24 protein-coding genes are annotated in these 25378 nt (G+C 65.9%); 10 read left to right on the top strand and 14 right to left on the bottom strand.

The window, feature by feature from the left end:
* Window positions 1-6: 6 nt before the first annotated feature.
* Window positions 7-477 carry a universal stress protein gene (locus NOF53_RS18345; protein WP_255971295.1) on the bottom strand — a complete coding sequence of 157 codons (471 nt, stop codon included), beginning with the start codon at window positions 475-477 and terminating at the stop codon, window positions 7-9.
* Window positions 478-593: 116 nt separating this feature from the next.
* On the opposite strand from NOF53_RS18345, the gene NOF53_RS18340 reads away from it, so the two are divergent.
* Together NOF53_RS18340 and NOF53_RS18335 are read left to right on the top strand one after the other, a co-directional pair.
* Window positions 594-1775 (top strand): glycoside hydrolase family 3 N-terminal domain-containing protein, encoded by a 1182-nt coding sequence (locus NOF53_RS18340; RefSeq protein WP_255971293.1) that lies wholly within the window; start codon window positions 594-596, stop codon window positions 1773-1775.
* Window positions 1776-1972: 197 nt separating this feature from the next.
* Window positions 1973-2572 (top strand): TetR/AcrR family transcriptional regulator, encoded by a 600-nt coding sequence (locus NOF53_RS18335; protein ID WP_255971291.1) that lies wholly within the window; start codon window positions 1973-1975, stop codon window positions 2570-2572.
* 68 nt (window positions 2573-2640) lie between these two features.
* On the opposite strand, the gene NOF53_RS18330 is transcribed toward NOF53_RS18335, so the two are convergent.
* Together NOF53_RS18330 and NOF53_RS18325 are read right to left on the bottom strand one after the other, a co-directional pair.
* A complete protein-coding gene (locus NOF53_RS18330; protein ID WP_255971289.1) occupies window positions 2641-3504 on the bottom strand; it encodes a MaoC/PaaZ C-terminal domain-containing protein in 864 nt (287 codons plus the stop codon).
* The gene (locus NOF53_RS18325; RefSeq protein ID WP_255971287.1) at window positions 3504-4850 is read right to left on the bottom strand and encodes a 3-oxoacyl-ACP reductase; all 1347 of its coding nucleotides are present in this window, start codon (window positions 4848-4850) and stop codon (window positions 3504-3506) included. Before NOF53_RS18325 ends, NOF53_RS18330 begins: the two co-directional genes overlap by 1 nt.
* 132 nt (window positions 4851-4982) lie before the next feature.
* Here NOF53_RS18325 and NOF53_RS18320 point away from each other — a divergent pair, with 132 nt between their 5' ends.
* Both NOF53_RS18320 and NOF53_RS18315 read left to right on the top strand, forming a co-directional pair.
* Window positions 4983-6329, top strand: a complete 1347-nt coding sequence (locus NOF53_RS18320; protein WP_255971285.1) for an acetyl-CoA C-acetyltransferase — start codon at window positions 4983-4985, stop codon at window positions 6327-6329.
* A gap of 330 nt (window positions 6330-6659) precedes the next feature.
* On the top strand, window positions 6660-8846 hold the full coding sequence (locus NOF53_RS18315) for a VanW family protein (protein WP_255971283.1): 2187 nt from the start codon (window positions 6660-6662) through the stop codon (window positions 8844-8846).
* A gap of 72 nt (window positions 8847-8918) precedes the next feature.
* On the opposite strand, the gene NOF53_RS18310 is transcribed toward NOF53_RS18315, so the two are convergent.
* From NOF53_RS18310 to NOF53_RS18295, 4 genes are all read right to left on the bottom strand, one after another.
* Entirely contained in the window at window positions 8919-9902 is a 984-nt protein-coding gene (locus NOF53_RS18310; protein ID WP_255971281.1) for a type IV toxin-antitoxin system AbiEi family antitoxin domain-containing protein, read from the bottom strand.
* A 229-nt stretch (window positions 9903-10131) separates the two neighbouring features.
* Entirely contained in the window at window positions 10132-11967 is a 1836-nt protein-coding gene (locus NOF53_RS18305) for an acyl-CoA dehydrogenase (RefSeq protein WP_255971279.1), read from the bottom strand.
* Window positions 11968-12049: 82 nt separating this feature from the next.
* A complete protein-coding gene (locus tag NOF53_RS18300; RefSeq protein WP_255971277.1) occupies window positions 12050-12673 on the bottom strand; it encodes a class I SAM-dependent methyltransferase in 624 nt (207 codons plus the stop codon).
* Between the two features lie 72 nt (window positions 12674-12745).
* Window positions 12746-13861 (bottom strand): glycoside hydrolase family 183 protein, encoded by a 1116-nt coding sequence (locus NOF53_RS18295; protein WP_255971275.1) that lies wholly within the window; start codon window positions 13859-13861, stop codon window positions 12746-12748.
* A gap of 285 nt (window positions 13862-14146) precedes the next feature.
* Here NOF53_RS18295 and NOF53_RS18290 point away from each other — a divergent pair, with 285 nt between their 5' ends.
* Window positions 14147-15166, top strand: a complete 1020-nt coding sequence (locus NOF53_RS18290; protein ID WP_255971273.1) for a beta-ketoacyl-ACP synthase III — start codon at window positions 14147-14149, stop codon at window positions 15164-15166.
* A gap of 123 nt (window positions 15167-15289) precedes the next feature.
* Window positions 15290-15937, top strand: a complete 648-nt coding sequence (locus NOF53_RS18285; protein ID WP_255971271.1) for a DUF3060 domain-containing protein — start codon at window positions 15290-15292, stop codon at window positions 15935-15937.
* Here NOF53_RS18285 and NOF53_RS18280 read toward each other — a convergent pair whose 3' ends face one another.
* The 3 genes from NOF53_RS18280 to NOF53_RS18270 all read right to left on the bottom strand — a co-directional run bounded on the left by NOF53_RS18280 (window position 15938) and on the right by NOF53_RS18270 (window position 19323).
* A complete protein-coding gene (locus NOF53_RS18280; RefSeq protein ID WP_308213839.1) occupies window positions 15938-16699 on the bottom strand; it encodes an HNH endonuclease family protein in 762 nt (253 codons plus the stop codon).
* 74 nt (window positions 16700-16773) lie between these two features.
* Window positions 16774-17931, bottom strand: a complete 1158-nt coding sequence (locus tag NOF53_RS18275; protein WP_255971269.1) for an alkaline phosphatase family protein — start codon at window positions 17929-17931, stop codon at window positions 16774-16776.
* A 36-nt stretch (window positions 17932-17967) separates the two neighbouring features.
* Window positions 17968-19323, bottom strand: a complete 1356-nt coding sequence (locus NOF53_RS18270) for a cytochrome P450 (protein ID WP_255971267.1) — start codon at window positions 19321-19323, stop codon at window positions 17968-17970.
* 86 nt (window positions 19324-19409) lie between these two features.
* Here NOF53_RS18270 and NOF53_RS18265 point away from each other — a divergent pair, with 86 nt between their 5' ends.
* From NOF53_RS18265 to NOF53_RS18250, 3 genes are all read left to right on the top strand, one after another.
* Window positions 19410-20024: a TetR/AcrR family transcriptional regulator gene (locus NOF53_RS18265; protein ID WP_255971265.1), complete on the top strand. Its 615-nt coding sequence runs from the start codon at window positions 19410-19412 to the stop codon at window positions 20022-20024.
* A gap of 49 nt (window positions 20025-20073) precedes the next feature.
* Window positions 20074-20994, top strand: coding sequence for an alpha/beta fold hydrolase (locus NOF53_RS18260; RefSeq protein ID WP_255971263.1), 921 nt, complete (start codon window positions 20074-20076; stop codon window positions 20992-20994).
* A gap of 249 nt (window positions 20995-21243) precedes the next feature.
* Entirely contained in the window at window positions 21244-21525 is a 282-nt protein-coding gene (locus NOF53_RS18250; RefSeq protein ID WP_255971261.1) for a hypothetical protein, read from the top strand.
* Window positions 21526-21647: 122 nt separating this feature from the next.
* On the opposite strand, the gene NOF53_RS18245 is transcribed toward NOF53_RS18250, so the two are convergent.
* From NOF53_RS18245 to NOF53_RS18235, 3 genes are all read right to left on the bottom strand, one after another.
* A complete protein-coding gene (locus NOF53_RS18245) occupies window positions 21648-22058 on the bottom strand; it encodes an HAAS signaling domain-containing protein (RefSeq protein WP_255971259.1) in 411 nt (136 codons plus the stop codon).
* Window positions 22055-22396, bottom strand: coding sequence for a PadR family transcriptional regulator (locus tag NOF53_RS18240; RefSeq protein ID WP_255971257.1), 342 nt, complete (start codon window positions 22394-22396; stop codon window positions 22055-22057). Before NOF53_RS18240 ends, NOF53_RS18245 begins: the two co-directional genes overlap by 4 nt.
* 156 nt (window positions 22397-22552) lie before the next feature.
* The gene (locus tag NOF53_RS18235; RefSeq protein ID WP_255971255.1) at window positions 22553-23209 is read right to left on the bottom strand and encodes an HAD family hydrolase; all 657 of its coding nucleotides are present in this window, start codon (window positions 23207-23209) and stop codon (window positions 22553-22555) included.
* Between the two features lie 513 nt (window positions 23210-23722).
* Between NOF53_RS18235 and NOF53_RS18230 the strand changes: the two genes are divergently transcribed.
* The gene (locus NOF53_RS18230; protein WP_255971253.1) at window positions 23723-24616 is read left to right on the top strand and encodes an alpha/beta hydrolase; all 894 of its coding nucleotides are present in this window, start codon (window positions 23723-23725) and stop codon (window positions 24614-24616) included.
* 119 nt (window positions 24617-24735) lie between these two features.
* On the opposite strand, the gene NOF53_RS18225 is transcribed toward NOF53_RS18230, so the two are convergent.
* A complete protein-coding gene (locus tag NOF53_RS18225) occupies window positions 24736-25341 on the bottom strand; it encodes a TetR/AcrR family transcriptional regulator (protein ID WP_255971251.1) in 606 nt (201 codons plus the stop codon).
* Window positions 25342-25378 lie beyond the last annotated feature (37 nt).

Genomic DNA, 25378 nt, shown 5'->3' with positions numbered 1-25378 from the left:
ATCCGTTCACCTGCCGCAGGGCGGCACGATCAGCACGGGACGGTGACTGTGCCGCAGCACGTGATCGGCGACGCTGCTCTGCAGCAGCGACCGCAGTCCCGTCGTGCCCCGGGTACCTGTGACGATGATGTCCACTCCGAGTTCGTCGGCTGTCTCGACGATCGCCGTCCAGATCGTGCTGGTGCACTCGATGGTCCGGCCTTGCGTGGTCAGTCCGGCTGCCTCGGCGAGTTCGATACCTTCGGCGTTGGTGACTTTCGCGTCCGAGAAGGCGACGTCCTCGGTTTCCTCGTCGGGCACCCACTCGGGCTGCATCACCCCCGACAGTCCCGACATGCGTGCGGCCTGACGGACCATCGGTTCCCATACCGTTACCAGCACAGCGCGATTGGAGGCCAGAAAGCGGCCAGCGCATTGCACGGCACGTTTGGAGTTGTCGGATCCGTCGTAAGCGATCAACATCAGACCTGCAGGCACGACGACCTCCTGGGAAAGGGACCCTTCGATCTCCAGATTACCAAGAGTGCCGACCGTGGCAGGGTATTCGGAGCGGCCGGGACAAGTAATCGGGCCACTGGGCTACCGTCGAGGACATGCGGATCAAGTATGCCCTCGCGCTCGCTGCCTGTACCGGCCTCGTGGCCGGGTGCTCTTCGGGCGGCGACACGGCCGCGCCGTCCTCCTCGGCGGCATCGTCCTCGACGACCCCCTCCCCGACTGCGGCTGAACCGGCCTCGCACACCGACGTGCCCGCTGCCGCGCCGGCGTCGTGCGAAACGAACTTCCTGCAGTCTTTGCCGTTGCGGCGCAAGCTCGCCCAGCTGTTGAACGTCGGCGTGACGGGGACCGCCGACGCCGCTCAGGTGGTACGAAACGAGCAGGTGGGCGGCATCTTCATCGGCAGCTGGACCGACGAGGCCATGCTCGCGGGCCGGGAGGTTCCGCAGGTGGCGTCGGCGTCGGCGCTGCCACTGATGGTGACCATCGACGAGGAGGGCGGCCGCGTGTCGCGCGTCGAAGACCTGCTCGGGCCGGACCCGTCCGCTCGGCAGACTGCAGCCACCATGACCGAGGAACAGACCTACCAGATGGCTCTCGAGCGGGGGCGCGGGCTGAAGGATCTCGGAGTGACCGTCAACTTCGCCCCCGACGTCGATGTGAGCTCTCAGCCCGACGACAGCGTGATCGGTGACCGCTCCTTTTCCGACGATCCGGCGGTCGTCACCCGCTACGCCGACGCGTACGCCCGCGGCATGCGCGACGCCGGAGTTCTACCGGTGATCAAGCACTTCCCGGGTCACGGATCGGCGTCGGGCGATTCGCACACCGGGGCAGTCACCACTCCACCGCTCGAGCAGTTGCAGACCAGCGATTTGGTTCCGTACCGCGACCTCGTTCCGACCGGCGTCGGTGTCATGCTGGGCCACCTCGAGGTGCCGGGACTGACCGCGCCCGGCATTCCGGCCAGTATCAGTCCCGACGCGGTGGCCCTGCTGCGCGGCGGAACCGGATACGGCGCCCCTCCCTTCGCGGGGCCGATCTTCACCGACGACCTCAGCGGAATGCAGGCGATCACCGACCGCTACGACATCACCGAGGCAGTCGAGACCGCATTGGCGTCGGGTGTCGACATCGCCCTCTGGCTCACCACCGACGACGTCCCGCGAGTGCTCGACCACCTCGAAAGCGTTGTCGCATCAGGGAAGTTGCCGCAGCAACGGATCGACGACGCGGTGCTGACCGTGGCGCGCGCGAAGGGCGCCCTGCCCTGTTAGCTTGGTGCCCAAGCGGCATCGCTCGACTTCCGGTCGGCTGGACCTGTCGATCTAAACCGACCCTCCCGTAGTGCTTCGGCTGAGGGGCCCGTACAGTTTCCCCTGAACTCGTGGCTGCGTAGAAGTTCGTTCGCCAGGTGGGACCCCCTTTCTTACCGTAGAGTAAGATAGCGGGTTCGACGATTATTGGAGGACGGATGGCCGGCGGCACCAAGCGATTGCCGCGCGCAGTGCGCGAGCAGCAGATGCTGGATGCGGCCGTCGACGTCTTCTCCGACAGAGGCTTTCACGAGACGTCGATGGACGCGATCGCGGGCAAAGCCGAAATCTCCAAGCCGATGCTCTACCTGTACTACGGCTCCAAAGACGAGTTGTTCGCCGCATGCATCCAGCGTGAGGGCGTGCGTTTCGTCGAGGCGCTCGCGCCGGCGGCAGATCCGGGACTGAGCCCCCGTGAGCAACTGCGCTGCGCCCTCGAGGGCTTTCTCGGCTTCGTCGGAGCGCACCGCAAGTCGTGGATGGTGCTGTACCGGCAGGCGATGGGCCAGCAAGCGTTCATGGGATCGGTGCAGTCGAGCCGTGACCGGTTGATCGAACTGACCGCGCACCTGCTGGAGTCCAGTACCAAGGACCCTGATCCGGGCCAGGACTTCGAACTGATCGCCATCGCCCTGGTCGGTGCCGGTGAGGCGGTCGCCGACCGGGTGGCCGGCGGCGAGATCGAGGTGCAGGCGGCGGCCGACCTGCTGGAGTCGCTGGCGTGGCGGGGTCTCGCCGGCAAGAAGAAGTCGGACTGAACGAACGGGACGTCGGTTCGATCAGATCGAACCGACGTCCCGTTCGTACCGGTCAGCGGTAGTGCCCGTCAGCGCAGCGTCGCCGTGAGGTGCGGGTACCCCTTCTTCGGGTGCTTGAGCGACACGTCCCAGCCCTCACCGGTGTGGTCGGCGTAGACGTTCAGTGTGGCCGGCAGCAGGATCGGTTTGCCGAAGCGCACGCTGTACGTGACGGCTTCGGGGATCCGGCCCTCCACGGAGCCGAGCACGGCGGCAGCACTCCACATGCCGTGCGCGATGGTCTTCGGGAAGCCGAAGGCTTTGGCGCCCAACGTCGACACGTGTATCGGGTTGCGATCGCCCGACACCGCGGCGTACTTGCTGATCGTCTTCTGGTCGACCCGCAGCGTGCGCAGCGGAGGCGGCGGCACCTCGTCCGGTTTCGGTTCCGGACCCGGTTTGCCGGACAGCGACGTCTTCTGCTGACGCAGGAAGCTGGACGTCTGCCGCCACACCAGTTCGCGTCCCACCCGGATCTCGCTGATCACGTCGATCAGGAGACCCTTGCGATGCTCACGAAGATTCTCGGCGTGCACCGACACATCGAGCGGCTCGCTCACCGAGATGGGACGGAACTGCTCGATGACGTTCTCGGCGTGCACCGAACCGATGGCGGGGAACGGGAATCCGTCGGAGACCATCAGCTTCATCACGATCGGGAACACCAGCGTGAATGGGTAGGTCAACGGCAAGGTGTCGCCGAAACGCAGCCCGGTGGCCCTGTCGTATGCCGCGAGGTTGTCCGGGTCCACCTGCACGCCGCTGAGCGAGAAGGTCGTGTCCGGGGCGCTGTCGCCGCCGGCCCCGATGACCGGGAGCGCGCTGCGTACGGCGCGGGCGTAGATGTCGAGAGTGCCCGGCATGCCGGTGAGTTCGACGAATTTGCCCGCCATCAGGCCCCCAGCAAGCTCTGGCCGCAGACGCGGACGACCTGTCCGGTCACGGCGTTGGACGCGGGGTTCGCGAAATAGGCCACCGTCTCGGCGACGTCGACGGTCTGACCGCCCTGCAACAGCGAACTCATGCGTCGTCCGGCCTCGCGGGTGGCGAAGGGGATGGCGGCGGTCATCGCTGTCTCGATGAAACCCGGTGCGACGGCGTTGATGGTGATGTTCTTCTCCGCCAGGACGGGCGCCGAGGCTTGGACGAGTCCGATAACTCCCGCTTTGGAGGTGCCGTAGTTGGTCTGGCCGCGGTTACCGGCGATACCGGCGATGGAGGAGACGTCGACCACCCGGCCGCCTTCCTTCAGCGCGCCTTTGGCGACCAACGCCTCGGTGATCTTCTGCGGGGCGATCAGGTTGACACCCATCACCATGTTCCACCGGCCCTCGTCCATGTTGGCGAGCGTCTTGTCGCGGGTGATTCCGGCGTTGTGGACGATGATGTCTGCGCCGCCGTGGCGTTCGAGGACGTGCTCGGCCAGCTTGTCGGCCGCGTCGGGGGCTGAAACATCAAGTGCGAGCGACGTGCCACCGACCTTGTTGGCCGTCTCGGAGAGCGCGTCACCGGCAGCCGGGATGTCGGCGCAGATGACGTGCGCACCGTCGCGGGAGAGGACCTCGGCGATGGTGGCACCGATGCCACGCGCCGCACCGGTGACGATGGCGACCTTGCCCTCGAGCGGCTTGTCCCAGTCGGCGGGTGCGGTCGAATCTTCGGCGCCGACGCGGATGACCTGCCCGCTGACGAACGCGGACTTGGCGGACAGCAGGAAGCGGAGCGTCGACTCGAGGCCGGACAGTCCGGGGGACGCCTTCGGGGAGACGTAGACCAGTTGGGCTGTCGCGCCTCTCCTCACCTCTTTGCCGATGCTGCGGGTGAAGCCCTCGAGGGCGCGCTGGGCAACGTGCTCGTCGACGCCGGTGGTCTCTTCCGGGGTGGTTCCGAGAACGACGACACGAGCGGACGGCGCGAGGTTGCGGATGACCGGCTGAAAGAACTCGAAAAGCTGCTCGAGTTCGGTGACCTGGCCGATGCCGGTGGCGTCGAACACGAGGGCGCCGAAGGTGTCGTCACTCGCCGAGGCGGCCGGGTAGTCGGAGAGCAGTGCGCGCAGCGGCTCGACGAGACGGCCCTTGCCCCCGATCAGGACCGGGCCGGCGAGCGGCGGTTCGCCGTGCTTGTAACGCCGCAGGTTCTCGGGCCGGGGCAGGCCTGCTTTCGCGGCGATGAACGCCCCTGGTGCGGAGGAGAGAAACTGGGAATAGATGTCGGGAGCTCCCTTGCTGGCTGCCACGGTCCTACCTTCTTCTCGTCGTTTTGGCGGTCAGTCACCGAGCACCGAAAGAAGTGCGGTGTCGACAAGTAACTTACTCCTGAGTAAGAATAGTAGCCAACAGGTAATCGCACCAGATCCTTGGAGACGTCAGTGACCAGCAAAGCTCGCACCAATTCGAACTCCGACGCGACGCCGAAGCCAGGCGGAAAGCAGCAGCGTCCCGTCGCCATCGTCGGCGGAAATCGCATCCCCTTCGCACGCTCGGACAAGGCGTACGCACAGGCCTCCAACCAGGACATGTTCACCGCGACCCTCGACGGCCTGGTGAGTCGGTTCAACTTGCAGGGCGAGAAGCTCGGACTCGTTGCGGGCGGAGCTGTCCTCAAACACAGCCGCGACTTCAACTTGATGCGCGAGTGTGTGCTCGGTAGCGCGCTCAGCCCGTACACGCCCGCATTCGACCTGCAGCAGGCGTGCGGTACCGGTCTCCAGTCGATCGTCGCCGTCGGTGACGCGATTGCGGCGGGCCGCATCGACGCCGGTATCGGTGGCGGTGTCGACACCACGTCCGACGCCCCGATCGGCGTCAATGACGAACTTCGCGAATTCCTGCTGTCGCTGAACCGGGCGAAGAGCACCGGTGACCGCATCAAGCTGCTCGCCAACGTGCGGCCCTCGATGCTGGGTATCGAGATTCCTCGCAACGGCGAGCCCCGCACGGGCCTGTCCATGGGCGACCATGCGGCGATCACCGCCAAGGAGTTCGGCGTCCGGCGCGAGGATCAGGACGAACTGGCCGCTGCCAGTCACAAGAACATGGCCGCAGCCTACGACCGCGGATTCTTCGATGATCTGGTGACACCGTTCCTTGGCCTCACCCGTGACGACAACCTGCGTCCCGGGTCCACTGTCGAGAAGTTGTCGACGCTGAAGCCGGTCTTCGGGGTGAAGGCGGGTGACGCGACGATGACCGCTGGTAACTCCACGCCGCTCACCGACGGTGCGTCCGCGGTCCTACTGTCGAGCGAGGAGTGGGCGGCCGAGCGCAAGCTGCCCGTGCTCGCCCACCTCGTCGATTCCGAGACCGCGGCCGTCGACTACATCCACGGCAAGGACGGCTTGCTCATGGCCCCCACCTACGCCATCCCGAGGTTGCTGGCACGCAACGGCCTCACCTTGCAGGACTTCGACTACTACGAGATCCACGAGGCTTTCGCGTCCGTCGTTCTCGCGACGCTCCAGGCGTTCGAGTCGGACGAGTACTGCAAGGAGCGTCTGGGGCTCGACGGCGCCCTCGGCTCGATCGACCGCAGCAAGCTGAACGTCAACGGGTCGTCGCTGGCGGCCGGTCACCCGTTCGCGGCGACGGGCGGCCGCATCGTGGCTTCGCTGGCGAAGATGCTTCGCGAAAAGGCGGGAACCAATGGTTCCGCGCGCGGATTGATCTCGATCTGCGCGGCCGGTGGCCAGGGTGTGACGGCAATCATAGAGGCGTGATTCAGCTGGCCTTTCCGGTAGCTGTCATACCGGAAAGGCCAGTTCGCGTTCGCCCGAAAAGGTGATTCGGCAACGAGGGGTGGTCGGATCCCCGAAGTATTCCTCCGCAGGTGTAACGCTGGAGATTAGCTGGCGATACTCCAATCAGCCCCGTGTTGCTGCCTGACCCCCGACCTGGCAGCAGCACGGGGTTCCTGCATTTTCGGCGGCCGGTAGTCTGTCGTGGGGGGTCCGGACCGGAGATCGCTGAAATCGGACACCGCTTGAAATGCACCGAGCGCCGACGGCAAGCTGAGGCCGGCAACGAAGATACTCGGTGAGAGGGCCACGGTGAGCGACGAAGACCGCGACGCAGGGAGCGCACCACCCCAACGGTCGACGCCCGATCCCGAAAATCCCGTATCGCTCGAGTCTGAGCCGACGCAGGGAATCGCTGACGACGATGCGCCGACTACTCGACTGAACCTCGGTGACCTGGGACAGCGCCCCGAAGAACCGCTGCGGGTGGAACCTGCGCCCAACGAGGACGAGACGCAGGTGATCCCGGTAGTCGCACCGGACGCTGAGAGCGGGCCGACGCACGCTTACTCAGTAGTTCCTCCCGCCGACGAACCGACGGTCCTCACTCACGCACCTGCGCCGATGCCGGACGCTCCGCAAGCGACGCCCCCGGCGGGTGTCGATCCGACCGGGGCTGACCAACCCCCCGCCGCTGCGGTTCCCGCCGTCGACACGGGTGGTCCTAAGGGTGCCCGCTGGGTGAAGATCGCCGCGGTGATCGGCGGTGTCCTCGCGATCATCGGCATCGCGTACGTCGCTGACCTCGCGATGTCCTCCGGGAAACTCCCGCGCGGCGTGACGGTCGCCGGTGTCGATGTGGGTGGTTCGTCCCGCGCCGATGCCGAGGCGACCCTGCAAGCGCAGGTCGGGCCGCGCATACATCAGCCGGTGTCGGTGCAGGCCGGGGACGTGTTCGCCGAACTCGTGCCTTCCGACGCCGGACTCGATGTCGACTGGCAGGCCACGCTCGACCGGGCCGATGCGCAACCACTCAATCCGTTCACCCGACTGGCGTCGTTCTTCACCACCGACGAGATCGGTGTCGTGACGACACGGGACGAAGCCGCATTGGCGGCTGCTGTCGACAACCTGCGGTCGCGTACCGACCGAGCGTCCCGCGAGGGGACCGTGGTGTTCGAGGGTCCCACACCCGTCCCGGTGGACCCGTCCGCAGGGCAGAACGTGAACGGTGAGGGTGCCGAGGCGGCATTCGTCGAGAACTGGGCGTTCGGCGGCCCGGTGGAGTTGCCCGTCGACGCAGTTCCGGTGACCGTGACCAAAGAGGGCGTCCAGAGGGCGCTCGGCGAGGTCGCGATCCCGGCCGCCTCCGCTGACCTGGTCGTCCCGGGTCGTGACGGCAAGGTCGCGATCCTTCCCCGGGATCAGATCGGGGCGGTGCTCGGGTTCCGCCCGGACGGGAACGGTGGGTTGACGCCCGAGTACAACGTCGAGGCCGCCGTCGGCATTCTCGCGCCGCAGCTGGTCTCGACCGAGATCGCGCCCAAGGACGCTACGATCACGCTCGACGGGGGATCGCCCCGGATCGTTCCCGCGGTCACCGGTGATCTGGTGCAGTGGCCCAAGACGTTGGAGATGCTGCCCCAGCTCCTGGCAACTCCCGGTTCGCACACCACCCCTGCCGTGTACGGCCCGGTTCCGCCGGCCCTGACGACCGAGGCGGCGCAAGCTCTCGGCATCAATGAGGTGATCAGCGAATTCACCACCGGCGGCTTCTCCGCGGCTTCGGGTACCAACATCAGGCTGGCGGCCAGCGAGATCAACGGTGCGCTGATCAAGCCCGGCGACACGTTCTCCCTTAACGGACACACCGGTCCGCGTGGATCCGCTCAGGGTTACGTGGAGTCGGGGATCATCAACAACGGTCGTCCTGACACGGCCGTCGGCGGCGGTGTCAGTCAGGTGGCGACGACGCTGTACAACGCGGCCTACTTCGCCGGCATGGAGGACGTGGCGCACACCGAGCACTCCTACTACATTTCGCGCTACCCGGAGGCGCGGGAGGCCACCGTCTTCGAAGGTGCCATCGATCTCCAGTTCCGCAACACCGCGAAGACCGGGGTGATGATCCAGGCGATCGGCGGCAGTTCCGAACTGACCATCAGGTTCTGGGGAACCAAGACCGTCGACGTCGACTCCATCACCGGCACGCGCACCAGACCGACGAATCCCGACACGATGACCTTGCCCGCCGGGGACCACTGCATTCCGTCGAGCGGTGCGCCGGGCTTCACCGCCAGCGACACCCGCGTGATCACCGACCGTGCCACCGGTCAGGAGATCTCCCGCAACACCCGGACCGTGCGCTACGACCCCGTGCCGATTGTGAAGTGTGAATCGCCCGCCGCCGCCCCCAAGCCCGACGAGCGCACCCCCACCACGCCGTCCACACCCGCGCCGTCTTCGGCCCCTGAGCCCGACCCGAACGACGGCGAGTAGCCGCACTACTTCTCGGTTCGCGCACCGCTTCTCGAGCTCGAAAAGCACAGCGCGAACCGAGAAAGGGTGCGACTACAGTGACCGCACCGTAAGCCGCTGGGCGGACGGGAGCGGCGCCTGCGTCACCCAGCCTCGTGGCGATCCGGCACGCGCGACCGCGCGACGGACACGCTCCGCCACCAGCCCCGGTGACCCGAGGTCGTCCCAGGTCCATCGCACCACCTGGAATCCGAGGTCGCGCAGCGCGTCCTCGCGTTGCTTCTCGGCGAAGACAGCGTCGCCGGGGGATTGCCCGGGTCTCAGCAGCCGTCCGTACTTGACGCGTCCGTCGAACTCCCCGAGCACGATGCCGTCGAAGTGGAAGTCGACGCGTCCGATTCGGCGCCCGCCGGGTTCGAACACCTCGCCTTTCTGGGACAGGCCGGGCAGCCCGGCACTCGACAACATGACCCGGCTTCGAGATTCACCGACGCTTTCGCTGTGCCCGCTCAGGAACCGGACGACCCTCCGCGCCGCATCGACGCCGTGACGACGCGCACCGCGGGCGAGTTCGGCGTCCAGGTCCTCTCGGCTGATGCCGAACCTCCGGACGGCCGCGTCACCCACCACGACGGCCTGCTCGAACGGCAGAGTTCTCGCGAGGTCGATCACGGTCCGCGCGGGGAGAGTCAGCGAATGCCCGTCCACCACTGCCACGTGCTCTCCGATGGGCGCGCAGTGCACCGTGGTCCGCCGCTTGATCCGGCCACCTCCGCGTCGGTTTCTGGTGACGTGCACGCGGTCGAGGGGCGTCTTCCACAACGGCAGCCCGTACACGACGGCCGCGGATTGGTGACTGAGCACTGCGTCGTCCGACACGGCGTGAACTGTCGAGTCGATGAGGAAGCGATGGCGTTCCTCCTCGCCGAGCGCCGAGTACATCGACGCGGAGAGATATGCGCCGCGCCTGATGCGCTGCCACTCGCCGCGTGTGTACAGGCGTCGGATCTCGTCGTCGCTGTAGCCGCGGTCCAACGCCTCCTGGCGTCGCAGCATCGCCCCCGGGTCATGTTCCATGGGAACGATTCTCGCCGGAGCCGCCTGAAGAATCCGGTCCGAAGGACCCGGCTGTGGATGGACCGACGCTTGTGGACAACTCCCGCACTCTTTCTCGGCCCGCGCACTGCCTGTGGGGACCGAAAAGGGGTGCGTCGACGCAGAAAGAGTGTCGGAGTCTACGTGGTCGGGACACGAAAAAGCCCGGCGGACGGGGAGGTACCCCGGCCACCGGGCCGTGTGAAGCCGATCAGAATGCGGCTTCGTCGAGCTCCATGATGTCGTTGTCGATGTTGGCGATGATGCCGCGGGTGGCGGTCAGTTCAGGGAGGACGTTCTTGGCGAAGAAGGACGCGATGGCGACCTTGCCCTCGTAGAACGCCTTGTCCTTGTCGGACGCACCTTCGTCGAGCGCCTTGATCGCGATCTCCGAGTGACGCAGCAGCTGCCAGCCGATCATCAGGTCACCGACGGCGAGGAGGAAGCGCACGGAGCCGAGTCCGACCTTGTACAGCTCGGACGGCTGCTCCTGGGCACCCATCAGGTAGCCGGTGAGGGTGGCGGCCATGGTCTGGACGTCCTCGAGGGCGGTGGCGAGCAGGGCACGCTCCGCCTTGAGGCGACCGTTGCCCGCCTCGCTGTCGATGAACTTCTTGATTTCACCGGAGACGTGGGCGAGTGCCACGCCGCGGTCGCGAGCGATCTTGCGGAAGAAGAAGTCCTGCGCCTGGATGGCGGTGGTGCCTTCGTACAGCGAGTCGATCTTCGCGTCGCGGATGTACTGCTCGATCGGGTAGTCCTGCAGGAAGCCGGAGCCACCGAAGGTCTGCAGGCTTTCGGTCAGGTACTGGTACGCCCGCTCGGAGCCGACACCCTTGACGATGGGCAGCAGCAGGTCGTTGACGCGGAACGCGAGGTCCTTGTCGGCACCGGAGACGAGCTTGGCGGTGGCCTCGTCCTGGTGTGCGGCGGTGTAGAGGTACACGGCGCGCAGACCCTCGGAGTACGCCTTTTGCATGGCGAGAGCGCGGCGGACATCGGGGTGATGCGTGATGGTGACGCGCGGGGCGCTCTTGTCAGTCATCTGGGTGAGGTCGGCGCCCTGGACGCGTTCCTTGGCGTAGTCGAGGGCATTGAGGTAACCGGTCGACAACGTGGCAATAGCTTTGGTACCCACCATCATGCGGGCGTGCTCGATGACGTCGAACATCTGCGCGATGCCGTTGTGGACCTCGCCGACGAGCCAGCCCTGGGCCGGGACGCCGTGGCCACCGAAGGTGACCTCACAGGTGGCGGAAACCTTCAGGCCCATCTTGTGCTCGACGTTGGTGACGAAGACGCCGTTGCGCTCACCGAACTCGTTGGTCTCGAAGTTGAAGTGCGTCTTCGGGACGAAGAAGAGGGACAGGCCCTTGGTGCCCGGTCCTGCACCCTCGGGGCGCGCGAGAACGAGGTGGAAGATGTTCTCGAAGAGGTCGTCGGAGTCTGCGGAGGTGATGAACCGCTTGACGCCTTCGATGTGCCATGAGCCGTCGTCCTGCTTGATGGCCTTGGTGCGGCCTGCGCCCACGTCGGAACCGGCGTCGGGCTCGGTGAGGACCATGGTGGCGCCCCAGCCGCGCTCGACGATGGTGGCGGCCCACTGCTTCTGCTCTTCGGTGCCGTTGTGGAACAGCACGTCCGCGAAGGCCGGTCCGGCCTGGTACATGTGTGCGGCCGGCTGCGAGCCGAGGATCAGCTCACCGATGGCCCAGACAACGGAGCGGGGGACGGGAACGCCACCGATCTCCTCGGAGATGCCCATGCGGAACCACTCGGCGTCCCACAGTGCGCGGAAGGACTTCTTGAAGGACTCCGGCAGCGTGATGGTGTGGGTTTCGGGATCGAAGACCGGAGGGTTGCGGTCGGCGTCGGCGAAGGACTCACCCAGCGGCCCCTCGGCGAGGCGGGCAACTTCACTGAGCATGTTGCGGACGGTGTCGGCGTCGAGATCGCCCCACACGCCTTCGCTCAGCGGCTGCTCGAGACCGAGTACCTCGAAGAGGTTGAACTCCAGGTCGCGGACGTTGCTCTTGTAATGGCCCATGTCTTCTGTCTCTCCCAGTGAGATGGTGCGGTCTATCAGTAAGTACCGCCCAAGTTATTACTCGTCGGTAACATCGCCGATATTACGCCCCAATTTCCCGACTGCCAAGACTCGGGCGGTGCGCCACGACGAGTGCGTCGATCGCGGTTCCGGCCGCCGTCTCGCGGAAGCGCCGTTCTGCGAGATCGACGTCGAGACGCCCATTCAGTTCGTGCACCAAATCCTCTGGGGTAAACAGGATTTCAGGATCCTGAGGACCTCCCACTCCTTGCGACAAGTTAACCGCGTCATGGCCCAGAATCATGAGGATTCCATCAGGTTTCAGCGCGGATATGGCGCGGTTCACAACCTCGCGGCGCTCCGCCCGGGGCAGATGGAGGTAGATCACGAGGGCGAGGTCGTACTCGGCGCCCAAGTCGGAGTCGGTGACATCGGCGACGCGGTAGTCGAGCCGTCCGCGCACCGAGCGGGGTGCATCGGCTGCCACTCGCCGGGCCTTGTCGATCGCCACAGCGGAGTAGTCGAGGCCCGTCACTTCCCACCCGCGGGTGGCGAGCCACAGCGCGTTGCGGCCCTCTCCGCAGGCCAGGTCGAGTGCGCGACCGCGGGGGAGTGTGGTGACCTGCTCGACCACGACCGCGTTGGGTGGCGCGCCCCACACGAACTCGCTTTGTGAATAACGCTCGTCCCAGGCAGATGCATCCATGGCCCCGACGCTAGTGCGCGTCGGGGTTATGGAGGAAGCGTGTGGACGACTCGGGCGAGCCGTGCGGGCGACTCAGGGAGTCAAGGTGGTACGCATCAACAACACGTTGTAATTGCTGTGCACCGTGGTGAGGAAGTAGAGGTCGGGTCCGGCAGACCACGGGTGGATGTACGCGCCGTATGCGCTGGGGAGTTCCCTGGCGTCGACGAGGGTCTCGGGTCCGCTCCATGGTCCGGTGATCGACGGGGAGCGGCGCATCACGACGGAGTTGTTGTGATCGGTGGTCAGCATGAGGAACTGTCCGAGGTATTCGTTGTAGGAGACGGATAACTCACCGACGCCTCCGGCGACGATGGGCTTCGCTACGTCGGGATTTCCCTTGATCCACTTACCGCCGTCGAAGTACTCGTAGGCACCGAGGTCCATGATCTGTGCTTCGGGGACACGTGCGACGTGCACGAGCCCGCCACGGCCGGCCGGTGTTCCGTATTGGTAGACGAAGCCGCCGCCCTTCACGAACGCGCTCATCTGGAAGTTGGCGTTGCCACCGACGTTCGGACGCTGTGTCTCGTGTGCGACGGTCCAGTTCTCACCGTTGTCGTGGGAGTAGACGAGACCGGAGTAGTTGGTATCCCACGTTCCCGCGGGACCCCAGTTCTTCACCGACATCATGCTCATCACCTGGGTGTTGCCTACGGCGACGCCCGCGGTGGGAATGCGGCTGATCTCGACGAACGGGATCTTGGGACTGGGAACGAGTTCCTTGGACTGCCCGAAGATGTCGCGCGGGGAACTGTCGAAATTCATGCCGTCGGAGAGGATGCCGTCGGAGCTGCGGAACAGTGTGCTGCTGCGCCACGCCCAGATGCTGCCCGACAGCAGGTTGGGCAGTCCGAGCCCGGCAGAGTCGCCGAACGCTGTGAGGACCTGCCCCTGGCCGTTGTCCCACATGATGCCGAGGTCGGTGCCGAGGACGTTGGCGTCCTGGGTGCGGTTCGGGCTGAGTAAGCCGGTCTGCTGTGCGACTGCTTGTGTGCGCCCGGTGAGGCGTGGGATGCCGTTGGTGCCGTTCAGTCCTGGGATCGGGTTGACGACGTTCGGGTTGGCCGCGGCCGGTACGGCGAAGGCGATCAACGACGCGGCCACACTGGCGATGGACGCTGCGGCGAGGGCTGTGGTGCGCTTCACGAAGGGTCACTCCATCTCTAGCAGCAGGCGGCTTTCCCCGGGTCCGTAGGACCCTCCCCCTACCGGTGATCAACTGCCGGAAATCGAACGAAGTCTAGCAAGTCGGATTCCGCCGAAGTGGCGCTTCGGGTAGCGCGTTCATTTCTCCCGTACGGCGGCCGTGCGATGTTACCGGTGAGTAACAGTAACCGGTGCTACCCGCTGAAGCGGCGTCGACGTAACGTGTGGAACGAGCAAGTCCACTCCGCGCGGCAACGACGCGGGACCTGATGAGGAGATCGATCGATGGGAAAGCAGATTGCCACCCTGACCGGAGGTCGGCAGTCCGCCCTTCTCGGGCTCGGCGTGTACCGGCCGGAACGGGTCGTCACCAATGACGAGATCTGTGAGCTGATCGACTCGACCGACGAGTGGATCCAGTCCCGCTCGGGCATCCGCAATCGCCGCTTCGCCGCGGAGGACGAGAACGTCGTCACGATGTCGATTGCCGCTGGCCGCGAGGCGATCGCGGCGAGCGGAATCGCTCCCGAACAGATCGGGTGTGTCATCGTCGCCACGTCGACGTACCTTCTGCTCACGCCGCCCGCCGCTGCGGTGGTCGCCGACGCTTTGGGCACCAACGGCCCGGGAGCTTTCGACCTCGGAGGTGGTTGCGCCGGTTTCTGCACCGCCCTCGCGGTGGCGTCGGACATGGTCCGCGGCGGATCCATCGACTATGCCCTCGTGGTGGGTGTCGAGAAGATGAGCATCACCACCGACCCCACCGACCGCTCGACCCGGTTCATCTTCGGCGACGGCGCCGGAGCTGTCGTGGTCGGCAAGAGTGATGTCGCGGGTATCGGACCTGTCGAGTGGGGTTCGGACGGCGCGCAGGCCGACGCCATCGTGCAGGACCTCGATTGGTACGAATACATCACGACGCCGGGCGCAACTCGCCCGTACATCAAGATGGCCGGAACCGCAGTGTTCCGCTGGGCCGCCTTCGAAATGGGCAAGGTGGCGCTGCGTGCCATCGAGAAGGCCGGCATGACGGTGGACGACCTCGACGCGTTCGTCCCGCACCAGGCCAATTCGCGGATCACCGAGGTCATCGCTCGGAGTATGAAGCTCCCGGAAAGCGTTCCCGTGTCCGACGATATCGCCGAGAGCGGCAACACGTCCGCTGCCTCGGTGCCGCTGGCGATGGAGGCCATGCTGCAGTCGGGTGACACGAAGCCGGGTGACACTGCCCTGCTGCTCGCCTTCGGGGCCGGGCTGTCGTATGCCGCTCAGGTCGTGACGATGCCGGCCCTCCCCAAGAGCTGAGTCGTACCTGATCTCGGGGCCTGGGAACTCGTGTACTCGTGGCTCCGAGGTTTCGGGCGATGACACTGCTAGCTTGCTCTGCGGGCGTGACACCCACAGCCGGGGACGAGAAAGCAGGGACCGATGAACTTCACACGGCAAGGCGGCGGCATCCGTGGTTCGGTTCTGACCGCCTCCGTCCTCGTGGTGGTCGGCGCCGGGTGTCTCACCGGTTGTGGTGACGCGTCGCCCGGGGACCGCGCGGCGGTGTCGTCCGCGGATCCGGCAGTCGAACTGAACGCCGGCGGCGACTGTGCCGGCCGGGATGTCATCGTCAACCGGGACGGTGTCGGCATCGTGCTCGACGGCGAATGCGGCACGGTCACGATCGAGGCCAACGGTGTGTCGGCCGATATCGGCAGCTCGGACGCCGTGCTGGTGCGCGGCCAGGACACCAACGTGATCGGCGGACGCACCGGCACTCTCACCGTCGCCGGGCGCACCAACAGTGCAACCATCGACACGGTGGAGGCGATCGAGGTGCAGGGCAACGGTGTGACCGTTCTGGGTAAGCAGGCCGGGCGGATCTCCGTTGCCGGCAGCGGCAACTCGATCGGGGTCGACGACTCGGGTGTCACGACGGTGACTGGCAACGACAACTTCGTGCGCGCGCAGGAGATGGACAGCCTCGAGCTCACCGGTTCGAACAACTCGGTGGACTGGGAATCCGGTGCGACCGCTCCGGTGTCCGACACGGGCTCCGAGAACAGGCTCACTCCACCTGGGCAGTAGTTACCGCGCGCCGCATTCGGTGAGCACGCCGGCCATGGCTTCGCGCTCGGCCGGGGTGACCCAGAGGCGGTATGCCGCTTTCACTTCCACTTGGCGGGCCACGTAGGTGCAGCGGTAGTTCTTCAGCGGCGGCAGCCAGGTGGACGCGTCCGCATCGCTCTTGCGCTGGTTGGTGGGACCATCTACCGCTTGAAGGTTACGAGGGTCGTTCGCGAGATCGGCTCGTGTCTGGGCGTCGAGGAGCTGAGCGCCCTTCTGCCAGGCGTCGGACAGTGCGACCACGTGATCGATTTGCACCGCATCCGACGTCTTCGGACCACGGGTGAACGCAATGATATTGCCGGTGTACAGGTCTCGCAGCGTCCCGGACTGCACGACGCAGCCCCGAGTGCGATCCCGCGACGTGATGTCGACGAGGTCGCGTCGCAGGATGTCGTTGCGGGTGTCGCAGCCGTTGCGGCCCAGTTCGACGGACACGTTGTCGGTCCAGCTGCTGCCGAAGAGTTCCCGATCGTATCCGGTCTTGGGGGCCCGGCCCTTGACGTCGAGGGTTGCCAGCTGCGCGAATGCCGTTTGTATTTGCTGTGCGTCAGTCGCTTCCGGAAGGATGGCCGGACTGGTGCCTGCGGCGAGGGTGTCGTCGGACTGCGGGGCCATCATCCCGGCGAGCACGATGACGGCAATGGCAGCGAGGATCCAGGGCCACCTGCTCCTGACGGTCGAGATGATGGTGCGATGATTCGGTACCGCAGTGCGGGGCATGAATGTCTCCTGAATCCAACAGCGTTCGCTATTTCTATCAGGAGTGGCTCGGAGCGCCGGTGGCCGACCCGGGACTAAGCGGTGGTGTGCAGCAGGGGAATCAGCAATTCGTCGTCGGTGAGTGCGCCGTGTTGACCGGGAAGGGCGGACAACCGCGACTCCTTCTTCCGCCGCACCACCGCGACACCGTCCAGCGCGATTGCGACGACGTCACCGATGCGGCCGGCGATGTCGGATCGAACGGCAGGCCCGAACAGTCCGGCAGCGATCGCCTCGTCCCTCGTACCGATCCACATGCGCGGGCCGAGTGCTTCCCGCCACCGGGCTGCGACGTCGCCGGCCGCTCCGGACCGGGTATGTACGTGCCGGCACCGAGGCTCACCGGCGAGTGCCACCACGTCGGCCGACAGCGTCGAATCGGCGTCGAAGTCGAGCTTGTCGGCGTCGTCGACGGTGACCATGCCGTGATCGGCCGTGACGTAGAGAGCCGGGTTTCCGGTCAGGGTCGCGAGTGCGTGGGCGAGATTGGCCACGAGTCCGTCGACGATGGCCAACTGATGTTTCCACGACTCCGATCCCGGACCGTATACGTGCCCGAGGGTGTCGATTTCGCTGAGATAGCAGTAGGTGAGTGTGCGGTCGGCGGCACGGGATGCGGCGACGACCTGCGCGATCAGATCACCGTACGCATGTATGCCGGTAAATGTTCCGCCGCGCAGCACCGCTCGGGTGAGACCGGAACCGTCGAATTTCGCGGGTAGGACGGTAGTGCACCGAACGCCCTCGGCGCCAGCGCGTTCGAATACGGTGGGCGTCGGCAGGGCAACCTCGGGTACGAGCCGCGCAAGTTCGTCACCTCTGCGCCCCGCCCGCCACGACAACCAGTTCAGCGTGCCGTGAACCTCACGAACGTATGACTGGTATCCGGTGATGCCGTGACTGCCGGACGGCAAACCGGTCCCGAGAGACGCGATGCTGGTTGCCGTCGTGGTGGGAAATCCCGCCCGGATCGGACGGCCGGCGAGGCCGCACAGAAACGGCGCAAGGTCGCGGTGCTGCTTCAGCGAGTTCCAGCCCAAGCCGTCGAGGAGCAGCACCACGGTGTGCCGACTGTCCGGCAGATCGAGGCGATTCGCTTCGCCGGCCACCCCGAGCGAGGCCAGAACGGAAGGCATCAGGGTGGACAGTGTGGGCTGCGAGTACACGTCGAGCGGCGGCGCCGTTGCTGTCATGGCTCCACTATGCGGGATGGAGCGCGCACGTTGTGATCACAATCGGTGACGGAGGTCGACCGGTTGCCCGTCGGAGGGATACGGGAGGGACGTGTAGTTCAGGGGCGCGACGTAGTCCGGGTCGACGCGCCAGTCGAAGCGCCGGAGGAGGTGATGCATGACCGTCTTGATCTCGGCGCCGGCGAAATGCATGCCGAGGCATTTGTGCACACCGCCGCCGAACGGCTCCCACGCGAATCGGTGAATCTTGTCTTCGCGCCGCTCGGGCGCGAAGCGTTCGGGATCGAATTTCTCTGGGTCGGGCCAGTATTCGGCCATGTGATGGGTGAAGTGCACGACCACGGACACGTACGATCCGCGCGGAATATAGCGACCGAGCACCTCGGTGTCCTTGACTGCACGCCGGGACACCACGGGGACGGGCGGCACGAGTCGCATGCACTCCTTCATGACGAGGTCGAGGTCGGTGAGTTCGTCGAGTTGGTCGTAGCTCGGGGTGGATGTTCCGAGCGCTGCCGACTGCCGACGGCACCGTTCCTGCCACTCCGGATGCTGGCCCAGATACTGCATCATCGTCGACAGCGTGATGGTGGACGTGTCGTGCGCGGCCATCAGCAGGAAGACCATGTGGCTGATGACGTCGTCGTCGCTGAACCGTTGTCCGTCTTCGGATTCGATGTGGCACAGCGTGGTGAACAAGTCGTCGCCCGTGGCGGCGCGGCGGGCGGGCAGGTACCGGCGGAAGAACTTCTCCAGGCGTAAACGGCCGTCGATTCCACGTTTCCACCGAGTACCCGGCAGCGGGTAGCGGACCACGGAGGTGGCGGCCTGGACACAATCGATGAAGGCTTTGTTGACCTCGACCATCTCCTGGTGCGACGACCCCTCGGCGCCGCCCATGAAGATGCTCGTGGCCAGATCCAGCGTCAGTTCCTTCAACGCCGGATACGCGGTGAAGCCGACTCCGGGGTGCCAAGTATCCAGCGTGCCCTCCACAGCGGGGTGCAGCGCCTCGGTGTAGCGGGACAACCGTTGGCGGGTAAATGCCTGCTGCAGTATCCGGCGATGGGCGAGGTGTTCGTCGCCGTCGAGAAGCATCAGGCCGCGGCGGAAGAACGGGCCGATGAGCACGCTCCAGCCGTCGCCGTTGACGAACGCGCGGTCCTTGTTCTGTAACACCGTCTGGCAACCGTCCGGCCCCAGGACGGTGACCCACCGCTTGCCCGCCATGCTCAGCCACGACACGGGCCCGTATCGGTTCCAACGGCTTTCGAGGAGTCCCATGGGGTCGCGGATGTAATCGAGTCCCAGTCCGATGATAGGGAGTCCGGCGTTACCGGTGATGGGGCTCAGGGTGCTTTCCGGAGGTGGAGCAGCAAGAACCTTGGGCATTTGCCCTCCTCGCTCGAGGATGTGACAGGACGCTCTGTCAGTTTGTGTAGTGTGCGTCACACCGGACGGTCTGTCAACATCGAAGAATGACTCATCCGGCGCGGCAGTACCGCGGAAGAAGTTCGCAGGAGCGAGCCGCGGATCGCCGTGCACGGCTGTTGGAGGCGGGATTACAGGTCTTCGGCACGGTTGGTGAGAGGGCGACCATGACCGCGATCTGCGCCGAGGCCAAACTCACCGAGCGTTACTTCTACGAAAGCTTCCGCAGTCGCGACGACCTGTTGGTTCAGGTGATCGAGACGATTGCCGAAGAGGTGCGGATGGCAGCGCACGCCACCCTGCAGACGGTCACCGGAAATCCCGAAGTGCGCGCGCGGGCGGCGATCGCGACGTTTGTCGGAATCCTCACGGGGGATCCGCGGAAGGGGAGGGTGTCGATCATCGAATCGGCCGGTGCCGAGCCGCTGCGGACCAGACGGCGTCAGTTGCTGCGCTCGTTCGCGTCGATGGTCGCGGAGGAATCGAAGGAACTCTACGGTGACCGCGCGTGGTCGTCGCCGCAGGACGAAGTCACCGCCCTGCTGTTCGTCGGCGGACTGTCGGAGCTGATCACGGCGTGGCTGAACGGTGAGATCGACGTGTCCCCCGAGCAGATCGTGGACGCGGCCACCTATCAGTTCACGTCTACCGCTCATCGATGACCGGGACCTGGGCGATATCGTGACCGAGGTCACGTGCGAAGCTGTGCGCATGGTGGATATCGCACGCCCACAGTTGGAGGGCACCGTAGCCGTACGCGAGGGACGACGGATCGGCTTCGCCGAGTTCGGAGCGGCCCAGGGCCGGGCGGTCATCTGGCTGCACGGCACCCCCGGCGCGCGTCGTCAGGTTCCGACGGAGGCCCGGGCGTTCGCCGAGAAGCACCATCTTCGGCTGATCGGCATCGACCGGCCGGGTGTCGGTTCGTCGACGTCCTTCCGGTACGAATCCGTGCTCGACTTCGCCGAGGACCTCGGCATTGTCGCGGACACCCTGGGGATAGACAAGATGGCCATTGTGGGGCTGTCGGGCGGTGGCCCGTACACGCTGGGCGCGGCATACGCAATGCCAGACCGTGTGGTGGCAGTCGGCATACTCGGCGGAGTCGCACCGACGAAGGGTCCGGACGCCATCCGCAGCGGGCTCATGGACCTCGCGGTGCTGGCAGCGCCGGCGTTGGCAGCCGGCGGCATCCCCATCGGGTTGGTAGCCAGTTCCGTCATTCGTGTGGCCAGGCCCTTTGCCTCTCCGATCATCGACTTGTACGGGCGGCTCTCACCTGAGGGCGACCGACGCCTTCTGGCCCGTCCGGAGTTCAAGGCGATGTTCCTCGACGACCTGCTCAACGGTGGCCGTAAGCAGCTCAGTGCGCCGTTCGCCGACCTCGTGCTGTTCGCTCGGGACTGGGGTTTCCGGGTGAACGAGGTCAAGACTCCGGTCCGCTGGTGGCACGGCGACTGCGACCACATCATCCCGCACCGGCACGGGGAGCACATGGTGTCGATGTTGCCGGACGCCGAGTTCCACACGATGCGCGGCGAGAGTCACCTCGGCGGATTGGGAATGGCCGAAGAGATTCTCACGTCGTTGCTCGACATCTGGGACGCGCGCGACGCGGAGTCCGCCCGGTAGCGGATACGACGGCATCCCCATGATCTGGAAGGGCGCGCCCAGCGGATCGGCTACCACGCCAACCCTGCCGAACGGGGTGTCCTCCGGTTCGCGCTCGACGCTTCCGCCCAGTTCGGCAACCCGGGCCACCGGCGGCAACGGCTACCGAAATCGACCAGGCCCCGAATCGCACGGCTGACACGTGCCGGTGATAGTCGCGTGCTGAAGCTCTGATCACGTGGCTGGTGTTGGGCGGTACGGTTATCCGGCATGGGGGAGATGTCGCCGATGCGGCCGGTCAGCACTGGAGCAGAAGAAGCGCAGTCGGTGGCGCCGGCGTGGAAAGTCGCCGTCGTGTTCGGGCTGTGTCTGCTTCTGATCGTCTACGGTGCGTGGGGCGGTCCGTCGAGTTGGCCGGGCTGGGCCGTGGGTGTGGGTATCGCAGCGGGTGGCGTGATGCTCTACACCGCGTCGGTAGTACGGACGTTGCGCGAGAACGCGGGTCGGCGGCTGCCGTGGCTGGCGTCGCCGGAGCGGCCGCGGCGGTACTGATGGCCATCACCGTCGGAGCCTCCCACGCCCACAACTCCCGCATCCAGGACCACTGAACAGGGCAGATGACCCGTCCACTTTCCGTGGTGTGCACCCTCGCCGCCAGTCGCGGCAACGCAGCGTCAGCGTGTCCTCCGTGGGTCTTTGATACTGTCCGCCGAGATGAGCACGAGCGTGCCGAAGTAGCCGATCAGGCCGACTGCGCCGATGATGATCGCGATGACAGGACTGAGTCCCCAGAGGAGATCTTTGCCGCGGATCTGATCGAGAATGCCGATGATCAGCACAAGTCCGAAGATGAACCCGACGAGAAAGTTGGCGACGTACCACGGCCAACGAGGATCGGGGACCGTGGGTCCACCGAACGTCGCAGCGTATTCGCGAGGAGACCCGAAGGCTTCGACGGGATCCTCCCCGGTGTCCGCGACGTGGCTCTCCACCTGGGCGATTGCGTCACCGATCACGTCGCCAGGGACGTCTCGCATTCTGAGCGCGAAGATCAGCTGCTGGGTGTACTTCTCGACCGTTGTCATGATGTGCTCCGTTCTGTCCCCAAAAGCCCGGACGCTCGTTGTGTGAAGCTCTGCCACTGCGCGCGCTGTCGGTCGAGCCGCTCCATGCCGGCTGCAGTGACGGTGTAGTACTTCCGGCCCGGCCCGCCTTCGCCCTGGCGCCATTGCGATTGCAGTGCCCCATCCCGTTCGAGTCGGTTCAGGATCGGATACAGCGTTCCACCCTTGACTGTCCCCATGCCTGCTTCGGCCAGACGGGTGGCCACCACGTATCCGTACGTCTCACCCTCGGAAACGATCGCTAGCACCATCGGCCCGAGCACCCCCCGAAGCCAGTCGCTCGGCCATTCAGTATCCACGTCTAGATTCTCTACTTGTCTAGATAGGCTGTCAATCTACCTGGCCGCTGATGACCAGCATCGCTCCCGACTCAGTGCGCTGACCTCAGGAATAGCACCTCCCCGCTCAGGCCCGGCGGCACAATCATTTTCGTGCCGCCCAGGGGGAGCCCGTACTCATGCGTGGGAATGTCCGGCGACGATGCGGGCGATTGCTTCTGCGCAAGATCGGGCGGTCAGTGTCGGCCGTGGGACCGACGCGTCCCACTGCCGTCCGCGGGTGATCCATGCGGTGGACAGGCCGGCGGCCCGCCCGCCTTCGATGTCCGCGAGTGGGTGGTCGCCGACCATCCACCCGCTGTCGAGGGCGATTCCGGTCGCCGCCGCCGCCTTCTGGAAGATCCGCCGGTCGGGTTTGCGGACGCCGACCGCTCCGGAGATCACTGATCCGGAAACGTGCCGGTCGAGCCCCGAGATAGCGAGCTTCGCTTCCTGTTGGCGTGCTTCGCCGTTGGTCACGACCACGGGCGTCCACCCGGCGGCGGACGCGGCAGTGAGTGCGTCGAGAACTTCCGGTTGGACGCGGATGTCGGCCAGGTGCTCCATCATCAGGGCCTCGACTATCGAGTCTGTCGATCGCGTAAGCGTGTAGCGCTCGCGGATCGCCTGGGCGAGCTGGCGCCGTGGCTCGTAGCCATCACGATCGGCCTCGATCAGCCACCGGGCCTCCTGGGCACCGCCGTCGAACTGTGCGACGAATCGTTCGCACCAGGTTCGGAACGCGGCGGTGCGATCGATGAGGGTGTTGTCGAGGTCCAGCAGCAGCAACGACATGATGTCGAGCCTATCTACGGCGTGGCGTCTGTGTCGCGAGGCGGAGCAGGCCTCTGCGTGTGTGGGGCTCTGTGCCACACTCGAGGTATGGTGGGGGCCAACAAGTTTGCGCGTGAGGTCATTGCCGCGCTGCGTCCCGCTTTACCGTCGCGGACGCTCGACCATGTGAGCTACTCGCTCGCTATACAACGACACGATGTGAGGTAACTGGGCGTTGCCAGCCCGGGGCCGGCGACGCGAACACCAAGTGCAGCAGAAAGACGAATCCTCGTTGCTTCAGGCAGCTCGCGTGGATGGGTGACCTTGATGCCCGCCTCGTTTTGCGGTGCACCTCACCTCGACTGACAGTCCCGTGGGAATCCCATTTCGCGCGTGAACCTGAACCACGGACCACAGGAGGGGCCGATGCTCGGGAGCCTCCCGGTGGTTCCCACGTTCACTGCGACCTGCTCGAGGTGTGAGGGCTCATCGGCCAACTCGTCACCCACGCACACCGCCGATAGAGTTCCTCACATGACTCGTACAGACGTCGCCTTTGCGGCCGGCGACGGCGCCTGCGCCGCCTGGCTGTACACCCCAACCGGCAACACCACGACGCCACGGCCGGTCATCGTGATGGCGCACGGCTTGGGCGGAGTGCGGGAGATGCGCCTCGATGCGTTCGCCGAGCGGTTCGCGGCAGCGGGATACGCATGCCTGGTGTTCGACTACCGGCACTTCGGCGCAAGCAGCGGCGTGCCGCGCCAGCTGCTGGACATCGGCCGGCAGCTCGAGGACTGGCGCGCCGCCGTCGCCTACGCCCGGACCCTCGACGGCGTCAACGCGGAGAAGGTCGTTGTGTGGGGCACGTCGTTCGGCGGCGGACACGTGATCGTGACCGCCGCAGGAGATCGCCGTATCGCGGCGGCGATCGCGCAGTGCCCGTTCACCGACGGCCTCGCCTCATCGCTGGCCATCCCGCCGCTCACGTCGGCCAAGGTCACCGCGCGCGCCGTTCGTGACCTCGTGGGGTCCAGGTTCGGCCGCGAGCCGGTCACGATTCCGACCTTCGGCCCGCCCGGGTCGACCGCGCTGATGACCTCCCCCGACAGCGAACCCGGCGTCCGCAAGCTGCTGCCCGACGGCGCCGACCTCCCGACCGACGTCGTCGCCCGTTTCGCCCTGCAGATCGTGAAGCATTTCCCCGGCCGCAAGACCCGGGACGTGCGCTGCCCCATCCTGTTCGCGATCAGCGAGAACGACACGGTCGCCCCTGCCCGGCGGACGAAGAAGTGGGCTGCGAGGGCCCCCTACGGCGAGGTCACGCTCTACGACGCCGGCCACTTCGACATCTACGTCGGCGACTGGTTCGAGCGCAACGTCGCCGACCAGCTCGCCTTCCTTGCCCGAAACGTCCCCGTCCGCTGAACCGACTCGCCAGCACCTGTCCAAGGACCCCGGATGCCTCGCTACCTCACCCGGGTGCTGCGTTACCGGGCCCCAAACCTGACGAAGGTGTATTCGATGACGTCCACTCGTCGAGGAGGTTAGGTTTGGTCGTCCTGTAACCATCTCGCCCGAGTGTCGTCCATGCCGCGGAGCAGGATCTCGAACGCGGCGTCCACGCGCTGCCCGTCACCGGTGACGAGGAGGTCGACCATGAGGCCGCGCATGGTGCCGAGGAGGTAGGTTGCGAGTGGAAGCGCTTGTTCAACTGGGCATCCCGCGGCGATCAGTCCGTGTTCGAGCAGAGCGTTCCGCTGCCGTATCGACCGATCGACGGCCGCCGCGAGGTCTGGATTGTTGTGCATGGCTTCCCCGGTTATAGCAAGGAACAGGCGGATCGAGCGTTGACCGGCGGGGGCAACCGCACGTGCCCACAGCGCCTGTAGTGGACGCAACCCCTCCTCGGACCTTACGTCGGGTGAGGAATATGCCCGGGTCAGAACTCGGTCCACTATCGCCGAGACCAGACCTTCCTTGGTGGCGAAGTGGTGGACGAGCGTCGCATGGCTGACGCCGACGGTCGTCGCGACCTTGCGCAGGGACAGATTCGACAGACCATGCTCGAGCACGTGTTCGGTCGCCGACGCGAGTAGTTCGTCTCGGCGATGCGCGTACCGCTGTCGGCGGCCGTCCTCATGTGGTTCCACCACCGAAGACTACCGCCCTGCACGTTTGTGTTGACCA

The organism is Rhodococcus tibetensis (genome assembly GCF_024438035.1).
GTDB classification, from domain to species: Bacteria; Actinomycetota; Actinomycetes; order Mycobacteriales; family Mycobacteriaceae; genus Rhodococcus_F; species Rhodococcus_F tibetensis.
This window is presented reverse-complemented; position numbering and strand designations above follow the sequence as displayed.

Bases quoted from the DNA above. Each gene is read 5' to 3' on its own strand.
- NOF53_RS18340 (WP_255971293.1), top strand. From the start codon at position 594: ATGCGGATCAAGTATGCCCTCGCGCTCGCTGCCTGTACCGGCCTCGTG.
- NOF53_RS18335 (WP_255971291.1), top strand. From the start codon at position 1,973: ATGGCCGGCGGCACCAAGCGATTGCCGCGCGCAGTGCGCGAGCAGCAG.
- NOF53_RS18330 (WP_255971289.1), bottom strand. From the start codon at position 3,504: ATGGCGGGCAAATTCGTCGAACTCACCGGCATGCCGGGCACTCTCGAC.
- NOF53_RS18310 (WP_255971281.1), bottom strand. From the start codon at position 9,902: ATGGAACATGACCCGGGGGCGATGCTGCGACGCCAGGAGGCGTTGGAC.
- NOF53_RS18305 (WP_255971279.1), bottom strand. From the start codon at position 11,967: ATGGGCCATTACAAGAGCAACGTCCGCGACCTGGAGTTCAACCTCTTC.
- NOF53_RS18300 (WP_255971277.1), bottom strand. From the start codon at position 12,673: ATGGATGCATCTGCCTGGGACGAGCGTTATTCACAAAGCGAGTTCGTG.
- NOF53_RS18290 (WP_255971273.1), top strand. From the start codon at position 14,147: ATGGGAAAGCAGATTGCCACCCTGACCGGAGGTCGGCAGTCCGCCCTT.
- NOF53_RS18285 (WP_255971271.1), top strand. From the start codon at position 15,290: ATGAACTTCACACGGCAAGGCGGCGGCATCCGTGGTTCGGTTCTGACC.
- NOF53_RS18280 (WP_308213839.1), bottom strand. From the start codon at position 16,699: ATGCCCCGCACTGCGGTACCGAATCATCGCACCATCATCTCGACCGTC.
- NOF53_RS18275 (WP_255971269.1), bottom strand. From the start codon at position 17,931: ATGACAGCAACGGCGCCGCCGCTCGACGTGTACTCGCAGCCCACACTG.
- NOF53_RS18270 (WP_255971267.1), bottom strand. From the start codon at position 19,323: ATGCCCAAGGTTCTTGCTGCTCCACCTCCGGAAAGCACCCTGAGCCCC.
- NOF53_RS18265 (WP_255971265.1), top strand. From the start codon at position 19,410: ATGACTCATCCGGCGCGGCAGTACCGCGGAAGAAGTTCGCAGGAGCGA.
- NOF53_RS18260 (WP_255971263.1), top strand. From the start codon at position 20,074: ATGGTGGATATCGCACGCCCACAGTTGGAGGGCACCGTAGCCGTACGC.
- NOF53_RS18250 (WP_255971261.1), top strand. From the start codon at position 21,244: ATGGGGGAGATGTCGCCGATGCGGCCGGTCAGCACTGGAGCAGAAGAA.
- NOF53_RS18245 (WP_255971259.1), bottom strand. From the start codon at position 22,058: ATGACAACGGTCGAGAAGTACACCCAGCAGCTGATCTTCGCGCTCAGA.
- NOF53_RS18235 (WP_255971255.1), bottom strand. From the start codon at position 23,209: ATGTCGTTGCTGCTGCTGGACCTCGACAACACCCTCATCGATCGCACC.
- NOF53_RS18230 (WP_255971253.1), top strand. From the start codon at position 23,723: ATGACTCGTACAGACGTCGCCTTTGCGGCCGGCGACGGCGCCTGCGCC.